Genomic DNA, 19,794 nt, shown 5'->3' with positions numbered 1-19,794 from the left:
AATGCCGACAAAGCAGCTTGCCGGCATTAACTTCAACTCTGTTTATCAAGGTTTATTGAGCGGTCCAGCCGCCATCCATATTCCAAGCTACTCCACGAACCTCAGAGGCGTCTGGCCCACAGAGGAAAACCGCCAAGGCTGCCAATTGCTCTGGGCTCACAAACTCTCCAGATGGCTGCTTTTCGGATACCAAGGCATTCTTAGCGGCCTCATTGGAAATGCCTTCGCGTTCTGCACGAGCATCTACCTGCTTCTGAACCAAGGGAGTTAGAACCCAACCCGGGCAGATTGCATTACAGGTAATGCCAGTGCGTGCATTTTCCAAAGCCGTCACTTTAGTTAATCCAACAATCCCATGTTTAGCAGCAACATAGGCAGCCTTCTGGGTAGAGGCCACCAAGCCATGTACAGAAGCGATGTTGATAATGCGGCCCCAGTTGCGTTTTTTCATACCAGGTAAAGCATGGTGTGTTGTATGAAATGCCGAACTTAAATTAATGGCAATGATGGCATCCCACTTATCCGTTGGAAACTCTTCAATGTTCGCGGTGTACTGAATGCCGGCGTTATTAATCAAGATATCTAGTGAGCCAAAACGCTTCTCTGTTTGCTTAATCAGATCTTCGATCTCAGCGGGCTTACTCATATCGGCGCCATGGTAATCCACCTCTACTCCACAGGCTTTAATTTGAGCAATGGCTTCATCTTTCTCGCCAAAACCATTGACCATGATGTTGACGCCTTGTTTAGCCAGTGCAATAGCCATTCCCAAGCCAATACCGCTAGTGGAGCCAGTAACTAGGGCTGTTTTACCTTTTAATGTGGACATATCATTTACCGTATCAAGTTAACCAAAAGGGCTTCAGACTGCTTTATGGGCCCCAAAACTTGATGTTACAGGATGTGCTGAACCACCCCCGGAGGTGATGCACCAGGGTGGTCAGAGTCTATTTAAAGCTAGATTTTCTTGAGAGCCCGCAGGATCTTTTCACAGGTGATGGGCTGATCAAAGACGGATGCATTTAATGGTGCCAAGGCATCATTAATAGCGTTTTGAACTGCACCTGGCGCTCCGGCTGTACCAGCCTCACCTGCCCCTTTAGCACCCAATTTTGAAGATTGGGTAGGTGTCTCAACGTGAGCAACCTCAATATCCGGCATCTCGTTAGCCATTGGCACTAAATAATCTGCCATGCTGCCATTGCGCAACAAACCACTTTCGTCATAGAGGCATTCCTCGAAAAGAACGCCTCCAATACCTTGAACGATTGCGCCGCGCACTTGTTCATTGACTAACATTGGATTGATAACACGACCGCAGTCTTCTACTGCCCAATGCTTCAATAGCTTCACGAAGCCTGTGTCTGGGTCAACCTCAACGTAAGATGCTTGCACTCCATTCGTAAAGATGAATGGATATTCTTTTTGTGTGTAGTGACGTGTCACCATGAGATCAGCCGAAAATCCTGCTGGCAAAGTATCGGTACGGAAATAACCCACCCTACCCACTTCACTAAAGGGCAATAATTGCTCACCAGTCGCTTTATCAAGGATATGTCCACGACGAGCAGTTAATTCAGCAACAGGTCGATTCAAAATAGCGCCCGCAAGTTTAATGATGTTTTCTTGTAGGGCTTGAGAAGCCAAGAGAACTGCTTCACCGCCAACACCGGCTCCACGTGATGCCCAGGTGCCGCCACCGTAAGGAGTGACATCGGTATCACCAGTAATAACACGCACTTGATCGATTGGAACGCCAACAGCATCAGCGGCAATTTGGGTATAGATACCTTCAGTGCCTTGACCTTGTTCACCAACACCAATCAATACCGAAACCACACCGCTGGGATCCATGCGAACAGTAGCGCCATCTTGCGAGGCAATACGTGCGCCACCCACACCATAAAAAGCGGGACTTGGATTGGTTAACTCAATCAATGTTGCAAATCCAATGCCGCGATAGATTCCTTTTTTGCGTAACTCAGCCTGCTCTTTACGCAAGGCGGAATAGTCCATCATTTTTTCGATGGTTCGCAAACATTGTTCATGCGAGAGAACTTCTAACTTAATTCCAGAAATTCCGGAGCAGGGATAAGCGTCATCCGGAATCACATTGCGCTTACGGAACTCGAGTGGATCCATTTGCAATTTTTGCGCAGCCAAATCTACCAAGCCTTCGGTCACAGCACAAGCAATCGGATGGCCTACGCCACGATACTGACAGGTTGGTGTTTTATTCTGAAATACCACATTTAACTTAGCGCGATAGTTCTGATGCTTATAAGGGCCGCCTACCAAGTTCACCACCTGATTGCCCTCAATGGCGCTGGTTCTAGGGAACATGGAATAAGGGCCAATGGCCGTCAAGTCATCAATCTCAAAAGCCAAGATATCGCCTGCCTTATTGGCGGCTATACGGCCTTTAATACGATGCTCACGCGCATGAATATCACTAGTAAATGATTCAAGACGGTCTGCAACAAACTTCACAGGGCGCTCAAGCATCATGGCAAGCCCTACGGTAGCGAAATCATCTGGATAGGCGTGAACCTTAATACCAAAAGATCCGCCCACATCCTTGCAAATGACATGCACATCTGATTCTGAAAGACCAAACTGACGGCAATACAGATCTTGCATCATGTGTGGCGCTTGTTGCGAGTGGTACACAGTGAGGCGACGATCGCCTGGGTTGTAATCTGCAATTTGGCAACGTGGTTCGAGCGTGACACCGGTATGACGGCCAAATCCAAAGGTCGCTTCTGCAACTACGTCTGCAGTTGCAAATACTTCATCCACATTACCAACATCGAGGCTACGGGTAAAACATAAATTATCGCCAAGATCAGCATGAATAACTGGAGTGTCCGCATCAAGCGCGGTTTCCATGGAAACGACTGCCGGCAACTCTTCCCACTCAACATCGATATGCTGCAAAGCATCTTCCGCCTGCGCTCTAGTTTCTGCAACCACAGCTACAACTGGCTCACCCTGCCAACAAGCGCGATCAATTGCTAAGGCGTGTTGAGGGGCAGACTTCATACCGGCTAGGTGACCTAAAGTGGCTACCCAAGGCTTACAAATTTTCGCCATTTGCACGCCGTCTACAACCGCAAGAACACCAGGCATCTTGCTAGCATGCTCTGCATGAATTTTGCCGATTTTCATGTGCGCTACAGGGGAGCGCCAGAACACCACATGTGCCATACGTGGCAATTGGATGTCGTCAATGTAAGTCCCTTGACCTTCAAGCAGACGACGAGCTCCATGTCTTGGTTCGCTATGACCGATATACCGCTGATCATTTGTTACAGGATCCAGCACCATTCCTTTTAAATCACTTGGCTTATTCATAATGCGTTTTCCTTAAGCGTTAGCAAGGACAGGGTTAATTTTTTGGCCCTTGGCACGAGCATCTAATACGTCGACGATTGCATCGACAATAGAGTGGTAACCAGTGCAACGACAGTAATTACCTGAGATCCATTCACGCACTTGTTCGCGCGTTGCTTTTGGTTGTTTCTCAATCAACTCTGCTGCAGCTAACAACATGCCAGAGGAGCAGAAGCCACACTGCATAGCGTTGTGGCGCATAAAAGATTCTTGTAAATCTGTCAAAACACCATTTTTGGTGAGACCTTCGACCGTTTCAACCACGCTGCCATCCGCCTGTACTGCCAGAAATAGGCATCCGCGAATGATTTGTCCATCCACCTTGACGGTACAAGCGCCACAAGCACCCTGCTCACAGCCCAAGTGAGGGCCTTTTAAATGCAAATCTTCACGTAAAAAATCCACCAGGTGTCTGCGTGGCTCAATCTCTGCGTTGACGAGTCGACCATTAACGGTCATTGAAATTTTTTTCTTCAAACTCATTTTGATCTCCGAATTCTTTTGCTGGTGTTTGCTGTTTGAGTATTAAGCAATCATGTGCTTGAGTCCACGCTCAAGCAATACACCAATTAAATGTTGTTTCGCTTCTGCGCTATTGGTTATGTCTGCAATTGCTTCGATTTCATCACGCACTTCTGCTACAGCCCTAGCAATCAACTCATCGTTGAGTTTTTGGCCATTGAGTAAATCCTGTGCTTTAGTTGCCATCACTGGCGTAGCGCCAACCGAAAAGAATGTGAAAGCGCAATGAGTCAAAACATCACCTTGCTTCTGTGCAACTGCGGCTAAACCAGCAACCGCGTAATCGCCATGACGTCTAGCCAGCTCATGAAAATAGAAAACTTCTTGTTTGCTCGCCAATGGAATCTCAGTCGCCACGAGAATTTCATTGGGCTCTAATGAGGTCGTATACAGGTCAATGAAAAAATCGTTTGCTGAAATTCGGCGCTCGCCTGCTGGACCATGAATCACCATGGTGGCACGCAGAGTCAAGCTACAAGCAGGCCATTCAGCGGCTGGGTCACCATATGCTAGTGAACCTCCCCAAGTACCGAGATTACGAATAGCGCGATGCGCAATATGTGGAGCGGCAGCTTTTAAAAGTGGAGCATGTTTTGCGACTAATTCTGAATCTTCAATTTCAGTATGAGTCACTAGAGCGCCAATACGCAAGCTATCTCCAACCACCGAAATACCTTTGAGCTCAGCGATATCAGTGATATCAATTAGCACTGTGGGCTCAGACAAGCGCATATTCAAAGTGGCCAATAAAGTTTGCCCACCCGCAATTAATTGCGCATCATCGCCGCCCTGCTCAAGTAAAGACAAAGCCTCTTGTAAGGCCTTGGGCTTTACATAATCAAATGCTGCAGATTTCATTACGTCTCCTCCACCACCAATGTATTAAGCTTTTTAGCTTTTTATTTTTGCGCTACTTTTTTAACACTGCTTTTTTATTTACCGCCAACGTCTGACTCCAACGCCACTGTCTCCCCGCCTAATTCTTTTGCAAACTTCTGAAAAAAATCGTCTGCAATCTTTTTTGCTGATGCGCTAATTAGGCGACCACCAATTTGACCTAACTTGCCGCCAATCGAGGCTTCGGTCGTATATGAAACTAGAGTACCGCCCTCAGTCTGCTTAAGCTCAACTCGTGACTTACCTTTGGCAAACCCTGCCGCCCCGCCAGATCCCTCAAAGGCCATGGAGCAAGACTGGTCTGGAATGATGTCGCTTAAGAGCAATTTCCCGGCAAAACGGGCTCTAACAGGCCCAATCTTGAACATCACCTTGGCATGAATCTCTTCCGGGGAGATGCGACTGATCTCCTCACAGCCAGGAATGGACTTGGCCAGCACGTCAATATCGTTCAAACCCTTCCACACTTCAGGGATTGGAGCGGATATGAGTTGCTCGCCATTTAATTCCATTTGATCTCCTTGGGGTTTGTACGAATAGAGTCTTATCTACCAATTGTTCAACAATGTACCATTATTTAACTTTTGGTCAATAAGTCCAAATTCGGATAAACCCTGAGAATCCATGCGTTTTACTGAAGATAGCGTTACTAGCCCAAATACTGCTGAAATTTCAGAAGGCTCAATGGCGCCCACCAGAAAAAGAATGGGGACCGCCGAGCGGAAACGCCAAATATTGGATAGTGCTATTCAGTTCTTTGCTAGAAATGGCATCGACGGCCAATTAAGAAATTTATCCAAAGAATTGGGTATCACTCATACCCTGCTCTATCACTACTTCCCCACCAAAGATGCGCTGATTCAAGAAGTTTACAAAGAGGTCTTTGAATCTCGCTGGAAGCCGGAGTGGGAAGAGTTGTTGGATGACGACACACTCACTCCTGAGGAAAAATTCAATGCGTTCTATTTGGATTACTCCAACACAGTCTTAACTTATGACTTTGTGCGTATTTTGATTTTTTCTGGCTTAAGTGATCACTCTATTAGCGATCGCTTCTTCGAACTTTTGCGCACGCGCTTATTACCGAGACTCATTCGTGAAACTCGTAAGTATTGCGGTAGATCCGATACATCAAAGCCCACGCAGCGTGAGCTTGAATTTCTCATGGGATTGCATGGTGGCGTTTTCTATATCGGCATGAGACGCTGGATCTACGGGCAAGCCATCTATGCGGCTGAGAGCCCCAATACAGAACAAGAAATCATTCGCGACCGAGTGCAGTCATACCTCCACTCTGCTAAATCACTGTTTGCTTAATTCAAAGGGTATCCATGTCTAACTTAAGCCTGAATCACTTCTCCATTCGCAGTCTAGAGATCGAAAAAACTACTGACTTCTATAGCAAGCTACTTGGCCTTACAGTCGGCCCTAGACCAGAGTTCCCATTCCCAGGTGTCTGGCTCTATAACGGTGATGAGAGTAGCTGGGCTAATGCGGTCTTGCACCTCATTGCTATTGACAAAAATGATCCGAACGGACTAAAAAAATATTTAGGTGAGCGCGACCCTAGTTCGCTTCATGGATCTGGAGCTGTTGATCACATTGCTTTTTTTGCAACCGGCCTGGAAGAAAAAATTGCGCTTCTCAAAAAATTAAACGTTTCTTATCGTGAACGAACCGTACCAGTCATAGGGCTCCACCAAATATTTTTAGACGATCCTAATGGCATTGTTATCGAGTTGAACTATCCTGCAGCAGAAAAAACCGCTCTAGATGCGAAAGCGGCCTAGGGGTTATTGATGGCAAAAATCCTAGTTGTAGGTGGCTCTCTTGGCGGTTTATTTGTGGCAAATATTTTGCTGCGGCAAGGGCATGACGTTACTTTGCTAGAAAAGACTGTTGGGTCCTTGGACGGTCGTGGTGCCGGTATTGTGACCCACGATGCTTTAGCTGAAGCACTTCGTGCTGCTGGAGTCACCGTTGATGAAACACTCGGCGTACCCGTGAACAAGCGCGTCACTTTGGGTGCTGATGGTCAAAGCTTGGGCGAAATGGAGTTACCTCAAGTATTAACCTCCTGGAGTCGCCTGTATCACATGCTCAAAGAAAGCTTTCCAAGCGAGCGCTACCTTCAAGGCAAGACCGTGAAGTCGGTTACGCAAGATGCGAACGCTGTACAGGTGCTTTGTGAAGACGGCTGCCAATATGATGCTGAATTGCTCATTGCATCCGATGGCATACGCTCTGCAGTGCGAGCGCAAGTCGCGCCACAGATTCAACCTGAATATGCCGGCTATATAGCTTGGCGTGGCGTTTGTGACGAAGCCTGCTTATCAAGCAATACTTTGGATACCTTATTTAATCGCTTTGGCTTTTGCTTACCCAATGGCGAGCAAATGCTGGGTTACCCAGTTGCTGGCTCTGGCAATGACACTCGCCCAGGAAAGCGTCGCTATAACTTTGTTTGGTATCGCCCGGCCTCAGAGCAGGAGGAGTTGGTAAGCCTTCTCACAGATGATGATGGTCATCACTACCCCACTGGTATCCCACCCCTTAAAGTGTCTTGGAAGCATATTGCTCACATGCGCAAAGTCGCACAGGAGATTTTGGCGCCACAATACGCAGAAATATTAGAAAAAACAGCCGCTCCATTTTTACAAGCCATTTATGACGTACGCTCCGAACAAATTGTCTTTGGCAGAATCGCGCTCATGGGTGATGCTGCTTTTGTTGGTAGACCACACGTAGGAATGGGTGTCACTAAGGCTGGTGATGAAGCTATTGTGATAGCTAAGCATATTGCCGCGCATGGCGCTACTCCAGCAGCCCTCAATGCATATAGCGAAGAGCGCTTAAAGCTAGGTCAACAAGTAGTGGCTAGAGCCCAGTATTTGGGTCGCTATATGCAAGCCCAAGGAAGCAAGGGCAATAGGGATAACGAGAAGTTAAAAAGAAATGCCGATACTGTTATGGCGGAAACCGCAATTGATATCAGCGATCTATTAGCTCAAGGGAAAGCAGTGCCTGAATCCGCACATTAAAAGGCGCATTCAGTTAAGATTTAAAACAATAAAAAGTATTCTTATTTAACAAAGTTTTATATGGAGGAGACAACCATGAAACAAAAAGTAACGAATCAAACAAGACGACAGATGTTGATTGGTGGAGCTGCAGCTGCAAGCACACCACTTTGGCTAAATGTTGCAAACGCTCAAGCCGATACTATTAAGATTGGCTTTCCGACACCGTTGACAGGACCCTTCTCAGCAGAAGCTCAGGATCAGGTGAAAGCCGCTGAACTAGCTATTAAAGAATTTAACGATGCAGGTGGGTTTAACGGACGCAAAGCAGAGCTTTTAGTACGCGACGACAAACTCAATCCTGGTGAAGCTGCAACACGTACATTAGAGTTGATTGAAAAAGATAAAGTGAACTTTGTCGTTGGCTCACTTTCTGCAGCGACACAGCTCTCCATCAATGCCGTTTGCAAAGAGCGTAAGGTTCTTTTTAATTCCATTAGTCAATCTGATGCGATTAACGAAGCGAAAGACTGGAGCGTTTATACATTCCACGAAGCACTAAACCCAACGATGACTGCTGGTGCAGTAGCGCGCTACTCCATTCCCCGTTTTGGTAAAAAGATTGTGTTCTTAACAGCTGACTATGCTTACGGCCATGAAATGGTTCGTGCTTTTGAGCGTGCCGGTAAAGAAATGGGCGCAACTACTTTGGCTGATATTCGTCACCCATTGGGCGCATCTGATTACTCCGCCTTCTTGCCACGTATTAAAGCTTTGAACCCAGACATTTTGGTGCTCTGTAACTTTGGTCGCGACTTGGTTAACGCCGCTAAACAATGTACTGACTTTGGCCTTAAATCTAGCATGAAGATTGTGACACCGGTACTGCTTTACACCTCACGTCTTGCTGGTGGACCAGAAGCTTTTGAAGGCATCATCGGCGGCACTTCTTATTACTGGGGCCTTGAGGATCGTATTCCGACTGCAAAAACATTTAACGATGCTTTCCGCAAAATGTATAACGGCTCTGTGCCATCTGACTACGGCGCACTTGGTTATGCGGGTGTGAAGAGCGTATTGGCTGGGGTGAAGATTGCAAAATCAACCGATACCCTAAAAGTGGTTGCAGCCATGGAGAATATGAAGTACGACTGGTACAAGGGGCCTGAGTACTATCGTAAGTGCGACCATCAGGCCGTGCAAACCGTCATCATCGTAGAGTCTAAATCTAAGAATATGAAAGACAAGTACGACGTCTTCAATATTTTGACGATCGAACCTACCACTGAGAAAAACATGCGTTCATGCGCAGAGCTAGGTCACAAAGCCTAATCTTAAAATTTCAGGGTGGATAACTCATTCACCCTGATCCACTCCCCCGCACCATTAGGTAAAGGGGAGTTTTTTCTGAATACATTTATGACCGGTCTTACATTTGAACTTCTCTGCATGCAACTGCTTACGGGCATCGCCTTAGGTAGTATTTATGCACTTTTAGCCCTTGGCCTATGCCTTATTTTTGGCATGCTGAACGTGGTGAACTTTGCACATGGTGCCTTCTTTATGGTGGGCGCATTTTTAGGCGTGTACTTCTTAGGCATCACGGGAAGCTTTTGGTTCAGCCTAGTACTAACGCCACTACTTACCGGCGGCATAGGGCTTGTCACTGAACGTTTTTTGGTCAGGCCACTCTATGGGCGCGGCCTAGATTACCCTTTACTACTCACCTTTGGACTTTCATACGTCCTGATTGAAGTGATGCGCGTTACCTTTGGGATCGAAGGCTTACCTTCAATTACCCCAGAAGGACTCGGCGGAACAGTGAATGTAGGCATTGGTTATTTCCCTAAATATCGCCTCTTCCTTATTGCGGCAACTGCAGTCGTTATTTTGGGTGTTTGGTTCTTTATTCAAAAGACACGTTATGGCCTCATCATTAAAGCCGGCGCTGCTGACCAAGAAATTGTGAAGGTCTTAGGCATTGATATTGCTAAGGTTTGGCTTTTGGTTTTTGGATTAGGTTGCGCAATTGCCGGCCTTTCAGGAATTCTTGCCTCACCAACACGCTCAGTCAATCCAGAGATGGGCATTCCCATTCTGGCGGAATCTTTTGTAGTGACCGTTGTAGGCGGCATGGGCTCTCCAGTCGGCGCAGTGGTGGCCGGCTTATTAGTGGGCGTGGTCTATAGCATGACCTCCCTCTTCTTCCCCGAGTTAGCAGAGCTTTCTATTTTTGTACTGATGGCTGTAGTGCTGTTAATTCGCCCACAAGGTTTATTTGGCAAAGCAGGAGCGATGGGCTAAGGCTCCGAATATTTATGAATTCATTTTTCCAACTTATTGCACGTCATCGCGTACTAGCTTGCACGCTATTCTTAGCAATTTTCCCATTCATCATGCCGTATGAAGCTCTGGCAATCAATATTTTGATCTTTGGTTTATTCGCCATGGGCTTTAACTTACTGTTTGGTTACATGGGTCTACTATCCTTTGGTCATGCAGCCTTTCTAGGTATTGGTAGCTACCTCACCGGCATAGCCATTGTTCACTATGGTGTACCTTGGGGTGCTGCCATTCTGGTTGGCATTATTGGCGCCGCTATTGGCGGACTCATCATGGGCTACCTCGCCATTCGCACTCGTGGCATCTACTTCTCCATGGTGACCTTAGCGCTCGGTCAAATTGTGTACTACATCTTCTATAAGGCAGAGAGCCTTACTGGTGGTGAGAATGGTTTACGAGGCGTCCGCGTGGATGAATTCAACATCCTAGGCATCCCGGTTGACTTCTTAAATCCATTGATCAAGTACTACATTATTCTTTTCTTTGTGGTTATTGCGATTTGGCTTATTTCTCGTATCCTGAGCTCACCCTTAGGCGCTGTGATGGAAGCAATCCGCGAGAACGAAAAGCGTGCTGCGGCTTGTGGATTTGACGTAGCTCGCACCAAACTATTGGTCTTCGTATTGTCGGCGGCGATTTGTGGCTTGGCAGGCTCATTACGCGCCCTCCATCTCTCTATCGTGCCAATTGATTCTTTGCACTATCTACAGTCTGGTCAGGCAGTCATGATGAGTATTCTCGGTGGAATGGGCACTTTCTTTGGTCCATTCATCGGCGCAGCAGTCATGCTCTATTTGGAAGATGTTGTAACTACCTTCACTAAGCATTGGATGGCTGTCGTTGGCTTAGTGTTCATGTTCTTTGTGCTGTTCTTCCCTAAAGGCATTTGGGGAACCATTCTGAGCAAGCTACAAATCAATCAGGATTCGAAATAATGAATAGCGCAACTACAACCCCTATTCTTGAAGCGCGTCATGTCAGCAAGAGCTTTGGTAAGTTCAAAGCATTGCAGGATGTATCCACTAGCTTTATGCCTGGAACGCTTACAGCGATTATTGGCCCAAATGGCGCAGGCAAAAGCACCTTCTTTAATGTCTTAAGTGGCGCATTCCCACCATCCAGCGGTCAAATTCTATTTAATGGCAAAGATATTACTGGTATGCAGCAGCATGAATTTGCTCGCATTGGCATTTCTAAAAGCTTTCAAATTACCAATGTCTTTAAGCAGCTCAGCGTTCATGAGAATATTCGCGTAGCAGCACAGATGGAAACAGCGCGTTACAACTTCCTCCGTAATGCGCAAAGCTATCAAAAGCCAATTGAGATCGCCGATGAATTACTGCATCGAGTCAATCTAGAGCACTTACGTAATAAGAAAACAGGTGACTTAGCGCATGGCCAGCAGCGCGCTCTTGAAATTGCGATGGCATTAGCCTGTAACCCTAGCCTTCTATTGCTAGATGAACCCACTGCCGGTATGTCTCCAGAAGAAACTTTGGTCATGATGGAATTAATTCGCACACTCGCCAGTGAGCGTACGGTTATTTTGGTTGAGCACAAGATGAAACTCATCATGGGTCTGTGCAAGCGCATCATCGTTCTACACCATGGCGAGTTCTTGGCAGAAGGTACCCCAGAAGAAATCCAAAATAATGCAGAGGTACGTCGTGTGTACCTAGGTCAAGGTTAATCAGAAAGCAAACTATGTTGCGTGTAGAAAACTTAAACGCTTGGTATGACCGCAGTCACGTATTGCAAGGCATCTCACTTGAAGTGAACAAAGGTGAGATCGTTACTTTGATGGGCCGTAATGGTGCTGGCAAAACTACTACCCTACGGTCTCTGATGGGGCTACTATCTAAACGTCAAGGAAAAGCATCCATTGATGGCACTTCATTTTTAGATTTACCTGCTCACGAGCGCTTTCATTTAGGCCTGGCATATGTTCCAGAGGATCGCCGTATTGTTCCCGGGCTGACTGTCAAAGAAAACCTAGAGCTTGGGGTGATCGCTAAGAAGAATTCAGGCGATATGAGTGCATTGGTTGATGAGATTGCTGAAACCTTCCCCAGACTGAAAGAGCGTTTACATCAAGACGGCACTTCGATGTCCGGCGGTGAGCAACAAATGCTTGCCATTGCTAGAGCAATGATTGGGAAACCTAAAGTCATTCTGCTTGATGAGCCCTCAGAAGGTATCATGCCGGTCTTGGTTGAAGAGATGTTTGAGCTATTTGCCAAACTAAAGCAAGAAGGCTTAACTATTCTGCTGGTAGAGCAAAATGTTCAACAGGCTCTGAAAATTTCTGACCGCGCCTACATTCTTGATCAAGGCGAGATTGTTTTTCATGACACTGCTCAGAACCTTTTGAACAATGATGAGATTCAGCAGAAGTACTGCGCCGTTTAGATGAGATGTAACCAGTGACCTAGTTGGTGCCAAAAACTTTCAGGGACCAAAGTAAGTAACCAGGTAATCGTAATAAAGCGCAAGAGCTTACCGATAAACATGTAAATCAGACATGGCTGCCACGGGAGCTTTAACCATCCCGCAGCCAGGCACAAGGGATCACCCAATCCAGGTAACCAAGACAGCAGCAACAACTTAGGCCCCCACTCTTCAAGCCAACGCTTGAGGCGAGTATTGCGGGGCTCATCCATTACCTTAAACCGGTTACGTGCTATTGCTCCCAGCCACCAATCCAACATCCCGCCTAATGTATTACCAACTGTGGCAACGACAATGGCCGCCCAAAATAAGTCAGGGTTAAGGGTGATATAGCCAAACAGAATAGGTTCAGAACCAGCTGGTATTAATGTTGCAGAAATAAACGCACTGATAAATACCGCCGGCAAGCCAACAGAAGGCATTTCAAACCATCCAAAGAAGTGCTCGAACATGGGATCCATTAAGCAATGGCCTCTATAGTGCCGTCATACGCGTGAATTTGTTTAGATCTCATGAAGCCTATTTTGCCTTGTTTTAAGCAATCTCCAAGATTTTCAAATCTTGCTTAAACTAGTGCCTAAATCAGCAAATAAACCATAAAACCTATAAATTGAGACTTTTATGAATCACCCTATTCCCAAGCCAGACCAATACCAAGAAATGCGTGAAGCCTTGCGTGATCTCTGTGGCTCCTTTGATTCTGCCTATTGGCAAAAGATTGATCACGAACGAGGCTACCCAGAGGCTTTTGTAGATGCTATGACTAAGGCTGGCTGGCTGGCTGCCTTAATTCCAGAAGAATATGGTGGCTCCGGTTTAGGTCTTGCTGAAGCCTCGGTAATTATGGAAGAGATTAATTTTTCTGGGGGTAACTCAGGCTCATGTCACGGGCAGATGTATAACATGGGCACCTTATTGCGCCATGGCTCAGACGCGCAGAAAAAAATGTATCTGCCAAAAATTGCAACGGGTGAGCTGCGCCTTCAAAGTATGGCCGTCACCGAACCAAGCACCGGTACCGACACTACCAAACTGAAAACGACTGCAGTGAAAAAAGGTGACAAGTATGTAATCAATGGTCAAAAGGTATGGATCTCCCGAATTCAGCACTCTGACTTAATGATTTTGCTGGCGCGCACCACTCCACTTAGTGAAGTACAACGCAAGTCAGAAGGCATGTCGATCTTTATCGTCAATCTCGCTGACGCCATTGGCAAAGGCATGGAAGTACGACCTATCGCCAACATGGTGAACCATGAAACCAACGAAGTGTTCTTCGACAACTTAGAAATCCCCGCAGAAAATCTCATTGGCACCGAAGGTCAAGGATTTAAATACATTTTGGATGGTTTAAATGCCGAGCGAGTCTTGATTGCCGCTGAATGTATTGGTGATGCGTACTGGTTTATTGATCGTGCCCGCTGCTATGCGAATGACCGAGTCGTTTTTGATCGACCTATTGGCAAAAACCAAGGGATTCAATTTCCAATTGCTGATAGCTATATTGAAACCGAAGCCGCAAATCTCATGCGCTTTAAAGCATGCGAGTTATTTGACAATCACCAACCCTGTGGTCCAGAGGCTAATATGGCCAAATACCTAGCGGCCAAAGCATCTTGGGAAGCAGCAAATGTCTGCTTGCAAACTCATGGTGGCTTCGGCTTTGCCAATGAATATGATGTTGAACGAAAATTTAGAGAAACTCGCCTCTATCAAGTGGCGCCTATTTCAACGAATTTAATTTACTCCTATATTGCTGAACACGTTCTTGGTCTCCCAAGATCTTTCTAAGAAGACATTAATATGAGCATTCGTCCATTGGATGGCATTACCGTTGTTTCTTTAGAGCATGCTATTGCAGCACCCTTCTGCACACGCCAATTAGCAGATTTAGGGGCAAGAGTCATTAAGGTTGAGAGGCCTGGTGGCGGTGACTTTGCGAGAGGTTACGACACCCAAGTAGACGGACTCTGCTCTCACTTCGTTTGGGTCAATCGCTCTAAGGAAAGTTTGACCCTAGATCTTAAACAGCCATCAGCAATTGCAGCACTCAAGACCTTATTGAAGACCGCTGATGTCTTAGTGCAAAACCTCGCGCCAGGGGCAGCTGCTCGCATGGGACTGACAGCCGAGATTTTGCAGAAAGACAATCCAAAACTCATTCTGTGCGATATCTCAGGCTATGGAAATGACGGTCCTTATCGCGATAAAAAAGCTTACGACTTACTTATTCAGAGTGAGGCTGGATTCTTATCAGTCACGGGCACACCTGAAACCCCTAGCAAAGCCGGAAACTCGATTGCTGATATTGCAGCCGGCATGTATGCCTATACCAATATCTTGGCGGCACTCTTGCAAAGAGGAAAAACCGGTAAAGGCTCAGTCATCGATATCTCTATGCTCGAGTCCCTCACTGAATGGATGAGCTTTCCTCTGTACTACGCCTACAAAGGCGCAGAACCGCCACCACGCAATGGCGCCTCTCATGCCACCATCTATCCATACGGCCCCTTTAAGGCGGGTGATGGTAAAACGGTCATGCTGGGCTTACAGAATGAACGTGAGTGGGTGCAATTTTGCGAAACGGTCTTAGAAAGCCCTGCACTCGCCCAAGATGAACGCTTTGATCGTAACTTCAAGCGCAATGAAAAGCGCGCTGAACTTTTAGAAATTATTGACGCTTGCTTTAGCAAACTGACTTCCGAGCAATTAATTGCAAGACTAGAAAAAGCACAGATTGCAAATGCCCACCTCAATGATATGGAAGGTCTTTGGAAGCATGAGCAACTGAAAGCACGCAACCGCTGGACCGAGGTAGATACCCCCAACGGTGCAATTGCAGCCTTACTACCCCCCGGCTTAAATAGCAGCTATGACTATCGCATGGATCCCATCCCAGCGGTAGGAGATCACACAGACTCTATCCTTAAAGAATTGGGACTGGGAGAGTCCGATATTGCCAGCATGAGGACAAGCGGCGCAATTTAAAGCAGTGGTGAAGTGAGATGTGCTGCGTTTTCAAGATAGCGATGCCAGCGCGGGCGCTTCGCCCAGGCCTTAGGATCAACATAATCTGATTGCGCTAAGTAGGACTGAATCAGCTTCTCAAGATTGGCGCAGAAATCATCGTCATACACAATCAAGCTAATTTCAAAGTTCAGCCGCAAACTACGTTGATCAAAATTCACTGAACCAAAGATTGCAACTCGCTGATCAATCAACAAGCTCTTGGTATGTAAGAGGCCACCCTTAAACTCAGCAATCTTGACTCCAGAAGTTAATAAATCCTGATAGAAGCTTTTGCTACTCCACGCAACCAAAGTGGAGTCATTCAGCTTTGGCACAATCAAGGTGACCTTCACGCCGCGCCTTGCAGAAGCCATCAATGCTTGCATCAGGCCATCGTCCGGACCAAAGTAAGGGGTGGTGATAGTAAGCTCCTCCCGCGCATCGATAATGGCCGAAAGCATTAGTTGATACAAAATATCGTCACGATATACCGGCCCAGAAGCAAATTCCTGGGCAATGACCCCGCCCTCCCTTGGCGCCACTGGAGGTGAGCGATCATTAAAATGAGTAATCTCAGGATTATCAACACTCCAGTCGAACGCAAAGGTCAGTTCGAACTGCGCTGCAACCGGCCCCTCAATACGAACCATTGCGTCAACCCACTCCCCCACTCCTGAGTTCTGCTTAAAAGTACGAGGGTCGACCATATTCATACTTCCAGTCCACACCACGGAACCATCCACTACAAATATTTTTCGATGCAAGCGCAGATCTGCGCGGCGGAACTGAAAGCGGCCAATCTGAATCGGCAACGCTTCAGTCACTTGAATGCCTGCGTTTCGGAACCGGGCAGGCCAGGATGACTTAAACCAGTCCTTACTACCTAAAGAATCTAATAAAACGCGACAATCTACACCTCGCTTTGAGGCGGCAATGACAGCCTCACCGACTCGATCGGCATCACCACCCAGAGCCCAAATATAGAACTCTAGATTCAGGCTTTTTTTTGCCTGATTGATCTCATCAATTAAGAGCTGCAGAATTTCCAGTGAATTTGTATGCAGCTCCACTTTGTTTCCATCCACTACTGGAGTGCCATTATTGGATTCAGCCAATAGACTTATGGCTCTAGACTCAATAGGTAACTTCTGTCTCTCACCTGCAAACTCTTGACATAACTGTTGGGTAATTTGCGAATACTCTAGATTCATACGTTTAATTTTTCGCGTCAAACTACGACCTACCGGACGCTCTCCAATCAGTACGTAAAGGGCAATTCCCATTAGCGGAAAAGTCATCACGATAAAAATCCAAGCAAATGCAACCCCAACAGGTCTTCTTACAGAAATGATGACACCAATAAAATACGTTACCAATAAGAAGTGAGTTAATAAAATCAATCTCAAATTAAAAGCAGATTGTGTATTAATAAAAATGCCTAATAAATCATTCATTCAAGTTCCAATTCAGCAGTAATGCCTAGGTGATCTGATAGCTTTAACCATTCATGCAAAATTTCTGCTGAATGTACCTTTATTCCTCGAACATAAATTCTATCCATTGCAAGCAATGGCTTCACACTGGGAAATGTTCTTGCCGGGGAGCCGGTCAGTAATTCGAATACCTCATCGAAGCCAGCAGCTTTCATGGGGGCACTCACCCGATTACGCCAATCGTTGAAGTCTCCCGCCACAATGGTGGGGCCGTTTTGAGTGAGATCCTGAATATGCTTAATGATGGCCTCCAACTGCCTCTCTCTGCCACGCTCGAAAAGCGCCAAATGCACACAGAAACAATGAATCGGTTGATCCATACCATCCAAAGTAGTAACGCTATGTAGCAGGCCGCGACTCTCGAAACGATATGCTGAAATATCGTAGTTATTTCCTTTTTGTTGAGGGTGCTTAGAGAGGATGGCATTGCCATGATGCCCATCGCGATACTCCACATTTTTTCCATAATGCCAATCGCGCCAAAAGTCTTCGGAAAGGAAGTGGGTCAACTCTGTTAGCGGCCATTGACTAAAGCGACGCACCCTACCCCGATGCTCCTGCTGCAGCTCCTGCAAGAAAAGAAGATCTGGATGGTGGCTGCGCATTTTTTCACGCAGCTGGTAAATCGTGGAATGTCTATGCAAGGGAGATAACCCCTTATGGACATTCATACTTAATACTGTGAAACGGGGAGTTTTATTAGAGCTCATCAAAACTGATCTGCAGCACGTTGGCGTCGAACGCGCGCTAAGTAGATTTCGCCTTCGACCAAATCCTGACACTGCATACATTTATTGCAAATGGATGCCTGCTCCCGCAACTCATCAATTGAGTCTATCGGGTGAGCATCCAAATATTCGCGCAAATCCACGTCGAGGACCTCATTACAGAGGCAAACCACTTCAGCCATAGGTCAAAAATAGGGGAATCAATCTCATTACAGTCATTTTGCCATTGCCTTGATAGAATCAAGCGCATGTTAAAAGCTTTTCAAGACGCCCTTTCCCTGCTCTCCCATTTAGATGGCGGTGTAACGGGGATTGTCTGGGTTTCTCTACAGGTCAGCCTTACCGCCCTACTGGTTGGAACGCTTTTGGGCCTGCCGATTGGCGCCCTTCTAGCAACCGAACGTTTTGCAGGTAAAAAAACCATCATTGTGACCCTGAACACCCTCATGGGTGTGCCTACAGTCATAGTTGGCGTGCTGGTATACCTCATGCTGTCACGTACAGGGCCCCTTGGCATGTGGGGCTGGCTATTTACAGTGAAGGGGATGATTGTGGCTCAAACATTGCTCACAACCCCCTTAATCGCCGCCCTTAGCCGCCAAATACTCGAGGACTCTTGGAAAATACATCGAGATTCCTTTCTGAGCCTCAAATTGCCACCCATTTCCCGCTTTAAATGGCTGATATGGGATTGCCGTTTCTCGCTGACTATTGCCGTGCTTGCTGGCCTAGCCAGAGCCATATCCGAGGTTGGAGCGGTCATGATTGTTGGCGGCAATATTGATCACTCCACCAGAACAATGACAACTGCGATTGCGCTAGAGACCAGCAAAGGTGATCTACCTTTGGCCCTCGCCCTTGGCATCGTCTTACTTACCATTGTTCTTCTGGCTAATTTATTTACCTTTGCAGTTCGCCAAATTGCGGAGCACCGCTATGGTTAATGCAATGGAAACTTTTGAAAAGTTCATTGAGCTCAAAGACATCATTGTCAAAAGCAATGGCAGAACCATTCTGAACATCCCGCACGCCCTCATTCCAGCAGACAGAATTACTGCCTGTATTGGCCCCAATGGCGCTGGTAAAACTACTCTTCTGAAACTTCTAGATGGGCTCGTCAAGCCAGATAGTGGAACAGTGAGTTACTCGTTTAAAACAAAAACGGCTTTGGTTTTGCATCACACGCCGATGATCAAAGCATCAGCTAGAACCAATATCGCAATGGTTTGTGACGCGGATGAGTCCATTAAAAATGCTGATGTAGACCGAGTGATTGAGCAAGTAGGTTTAAGCGGGCTTGCCAATAGCCCAGCGCATAAATTATCTGCAGGTGAAAGACAAAAGGTTTGCCTTGGAAGAGCTATTCTTCAAAAACCCAATTTGGTTTTACTGGATGAGCCGACCGCCAATCTCGACCCCCAGACCACCGAACAGGTTGAAGAGTTGATCCGTCAATTTGATCGACAGGAAGTAGATGTGATTTTTTCATCCCATCAACTTGCCCAAGTGCAAAGACTGGCTGAGCACATTATCTTCATTGACCAAGGGGAAATAAAAGAAAAGGGACCCGTAGGCCCCTTCTTTAACAATCCTCAAACACCAGCAGCTAAACGCTACTTACAACAAGAGTTACTCGCTGACTAATTACTTGGCAGCGGGTGCTGCTGGAGCAGCAGGAGCAGCTGCTGCAACTGGTGGAACAAATGGTGGTGGTGCAATACAGGCAGCTGGAGCCGCAGTTCCGGAGACCTTAAATCGATCAGCAACCCGGTTTTGAGCCTGACAGAGTTGATATGCGCCAACCTTATCGCCGTAGGCAGTTTTTGCTTTAGCCAAATCTGCTGCTGCCTGAGCTTCCGGCGTCAAAGGTGGAAGAGTCGCAAAAGATGATGCAGAAGCGAATGCGCAGAATGTAAAAGCAATGATTTTTTTCATGGCTCG

General features: G+C 46.7%; 22 protein-coding genes. 12 read left to right on the top strand and 10 right to left on the bottom strand.

Translation table 11 applies throughout. The features are described 5' to 3' along the window. Positions 1-52: 52 nt before the first annotated feature. From FD963_RS03245 to FD963_RS03225, 5 genes are all read right to left on the bottom strand, one after another. Positions 53-829 carry a 3-hydroxybutyrate dehydrogenase gene (locus FD963_RS03245; protein WP_072582966.1) on the bottom strand — a complete coding sequence of 259 codons (777 nt, stop codon included), beginning with the start codon at positions 827-829 and terminating at the stop codon, positions 53-55. Positions 830-957: 128 nt separating this feature from the next. After that, positions 958-3,354 (bottom strand): xanthine dehydrogenase family protein molybdopterin-binding subunit, encoded by a 2,397-nt coding sequence (locus FD963_RS03240; protein WP_215362960.1) that lies wholly within the window; start codon positions 3,352-3,354, stop codon positions 958-960. Between the two features lie 12 nt (positions 3,355-3,366). Continuing rightward, a complete protein-coding gene (locus tag FD963_RS03235) occupies positions 3,367-3,876 on the bottom strand; it encodes a (2Fe-2S)-binding protein (RefSeq protein WP_215362959.1) in 510 nt (169 codons plus the stop codon). Positions 3,877-3,918: 42 nt separating this feature from the next. After that, the gene (locus FD963_RS03230; protein WP_215362958.1) at positions 3,919-4,773 is read right to left on the bottom strand and encodes a xanthine dehydrogenase family protein subunit M; all 855 of its coding nucleotides are present in this window, start codon (positions 4,771-4,773) and stop codon (positions 3,919-3,921) included. A 74-nt stretch (positions 4,774-4,847) separates the two neighbouring features. Then, entirely contained in the window at positions 4,848-5,324 is a 477-nt protein-coding gene (locus FD963_RS03225) for a CoxG family protein (protein WP_215362957.1), read from the bottom strand. A gap of 112 nt (positions 5,325-5,436) precedes the next feature. Here FD963_RS03225 and FD963_RS03220 point away from each other — a divergent pair, with 112 nt between their 5' ends. From FD963_RS03220 to FD963_RS03185, 8 genes are all read left to right on the top strand, one after another. Beyond that, a complete protein-coding gene (locus FD963_RS03220; RefSeq protein ID WP_215362955.1) occupies positions 5,437-6,129 on the top strand; it encodes a TetR/AcrR family transcriptional regulator in 693 nt (230 codons plus the stop codon). A gap of 14 nt (positions 6,130-6,143) precedes the next feature. Next, complete coding sequence (locus FD963_RS03215; RefSeq protein ID WP_215362953.1) at positions 6,144-6,602, top strand: VOC family protein; 459 nt, start codon at positions 6,144-6,146, stop codon at positions 6,600-6,602. A 9-nt stretch (positions 6,603-6,611) separates the two neighbouring features. After that, entirely contained in the window at positions 6,612-7,853 is a 1,242-nt protein-coding gene (locus FD963_RS03210; RefSeq protein ID WP_215362951.1) for an FAD binding domain-containing protein, read from the top strand. 75 nt (positions 7,854-7,928) lie between these two features. Then, positions 7,929-9,164: an ABC transporter substrate-binding protein gene (locus FD963_RS03205; protein ID WP_251367287.1), complete on the top strand. Its 1,236-nt coding sequence runs from the start codon at positions 7,929-7,931 to the stop codon at positions 9,162-9,164. Positions 9,165-9,251: 87 nt separating this feature from the next. Next, the gene (locus FD963_RS03200) at positions 9,252-10,136 is read left to right on the top strand and encodes a branched-chain amino acid ABC transporter permease (protein ID WP_215362949.1); all 885 of its coding nucleotides are present in this window, start codon (positions 9,252-9,254) and stop codon (positions 10,134-10,136) included. 14 nt (positions 10,137-10,150) lie between these two features. Continuing rightward, the gene (locus FD963_RS03195; RefSeq protein ID WP_215362947.1) at positions 10,151-11,110 is read left to right on the top strand and encodes a branched-chain amino acid ABC transporter permease; all 960 of its coding nucleotides are present in this window, start codon (positions 10,151-10,153) and stop codon (positions 11,108-11,110) included. Beyond that, entirely contained in the window at positions 11,110-11,865 is a 756-nt protein-coding gene (locus FD963_RS03190) for an ABC transporter ATP-binding protein (RefSeq protein WP_215362945.1), read from the top strand. Before FD963_RS03195 ends, FD963_RS03190 begins: the two co-directional genes overlap by 1 nt. A 14-nt stretch (positions 11,866-11,879) precedes the next feature. Beyond that, the gene (locus FD963_RS03185; protein WP_215362943.1) at positions 11,880-12,584 is read left to right on the top strand and encodes an ABC transporter ATP-binding protein; all 705 of its coding nucleotides are present in this window, start codon (positions 11,880-11,882) and stop codon (positions 12,582-12,584) included. Here FD963_RS03185 and FD963_RS03180 read toward each other — a convergent pair. Continuing rightward, complete coding sequence (locus FD963_RS03180) at positions 12,581-13,084, bottom strand: YqaA family protein (protein ID WP_215362941.1); 504 nt, start codon at positions 13,082-13,084, stop codon at positions 12,581-12,583. The two genes, FD963_RS03185 and FD963_RS03180, sit on opposite strands and share 4 nt — an antisense overlap. 160 nt (positions 13,085-13,244) lie before the next feature. Here FD963_RS03180 and FD963_RS03175 point away from each other — a divergent pair, with 160 nt between their 5' ends. Together FD963_RS03175 and FD963_RS03170 are read left to right on the top strand one after the other, a co-directional pair. Then, the gene (locus FD963_RS03175) at positions 13,245-14,414 is read left to right on the top strand and encodes an acyl-CoA dehydrogenase family protein (RefSeq protein ID WP_215362939.1); all 1,170 of its coding nucleotides are present in this window, start codon (positions 13,245-13,247) and stop codon (positions 14,412-14,414) included. A 12-nt stretch (positions 14,415-14,426) separates the two neighbouring features. After that, positions 14,427-15,611: a CaiB/BaiF CoA-transferase family protein gene (locus FD963_RS03170; RefSeq protein ID WP_215362937.1), complete on the top strand. Its 1,185-nt coding sequence runs from the start codon at positions 14,427-14,429 to the stop codon at positions 15,609-15,611. On the opposite strand, the gene cls is transcribed toward FD963_RS03170, so the two are convergent. The 3 genes from cls to FD963_RS03155 form a co-directional block, all read right to left on the bottom strand. Next, positions 15,608-17,086, bottom strand: coding sequence for a cardiolipin synthase (cls, locus tag FD963_RS03165; RefSeq protein WP_215362935.1), 1,479 nt, complete (start codon positions 17,084-17,086; stop codon positions 15,608-15,610). The genes FD963_RS03170 and cls overlap by 4 nt on opposite strands. Further along, positions 17,083-17,769, bottom strand: coding sequence for an endonuclease/exonuclease/phosphatase family protein (locus FD963_RS03160; RefSeq protein ID WP_251367285.1), 687 nt, complete (start codon positions 17,767-17,769; stop codon positions 17,083-17,085). Before FD963_RS03160 ends, cls begins: the two co-directional genes overlap by 4 nt. Positions 17,770-17,834: 65 nt before the next feature. After that, a complete protein-coding gene (locus FD963_RS03155) occupies positions 17,835-18,035 on the bottom strand; it encodes a (2Fe-2S)-binding protein (protein WP_215362931.1) in 201 nt (66 codons plus the stop codon). 66 nt (positions 18,036-18,101) lie between these two features. Between FD963_RS03155 and FD963_RS03150 the strand changes: the two genes are divergently transcribed. Next, complete coding sequence (locus FD963_RS03150) at positions 18,102-18,797, top strand: ABC transporter permease (protein WP_215362930.1); 696 nt, start codon at positions 18,102-18,104, stop codon at positions 18,795-18,797. Continuing rightward, the gene (locus FD963_RS03145; RefSeq protein ID WP_215362928.1) at positions 18,790-19,497 is read left to right on the top strand and encodes an ATP-binding cassette domain-containing protein; all 708 of its coding nucleotides are present in this window, start codon (positions 18,790-18,792) and stop codon (positions 19,495-19,497) included. Before FD963_RS03150 ends, FD963_RS03145 begins: the two co-directional genes overlap by 8 nt. Here FD963_RS03145 and FD963_RS03140 read toward each other — a convergent pair whose 3' ends face one another. Next, positions 19,498-19,788: a hypothetical protein gene (locus FD963_RS03140; RefSeq protein ID WP_215362926.1), complete on the bottom strand. Its 291-nt coding sequence runs from the start codon at positions 19,786-19,788 to the stop codon at positions 19,498-19,500. Positions 19,789-19,794 lie beyond the last annotated feature (6 nt).

The organism is Polynucleobacter sp. JS-JIR-II-50 (assembly GCF_018687895.1).
Taxonomy (GTDB): Bacteria; Pseudomonadota; Gammaproteobacteria; order Burkholderiales; family Burkholderiaceae; genus Polynucleobacter.
The sequence above is the reverse complement of the archived record's forward strand: the minus strand, read 5'-3'. Positions and strand labels throughout refer to the sequence as shown.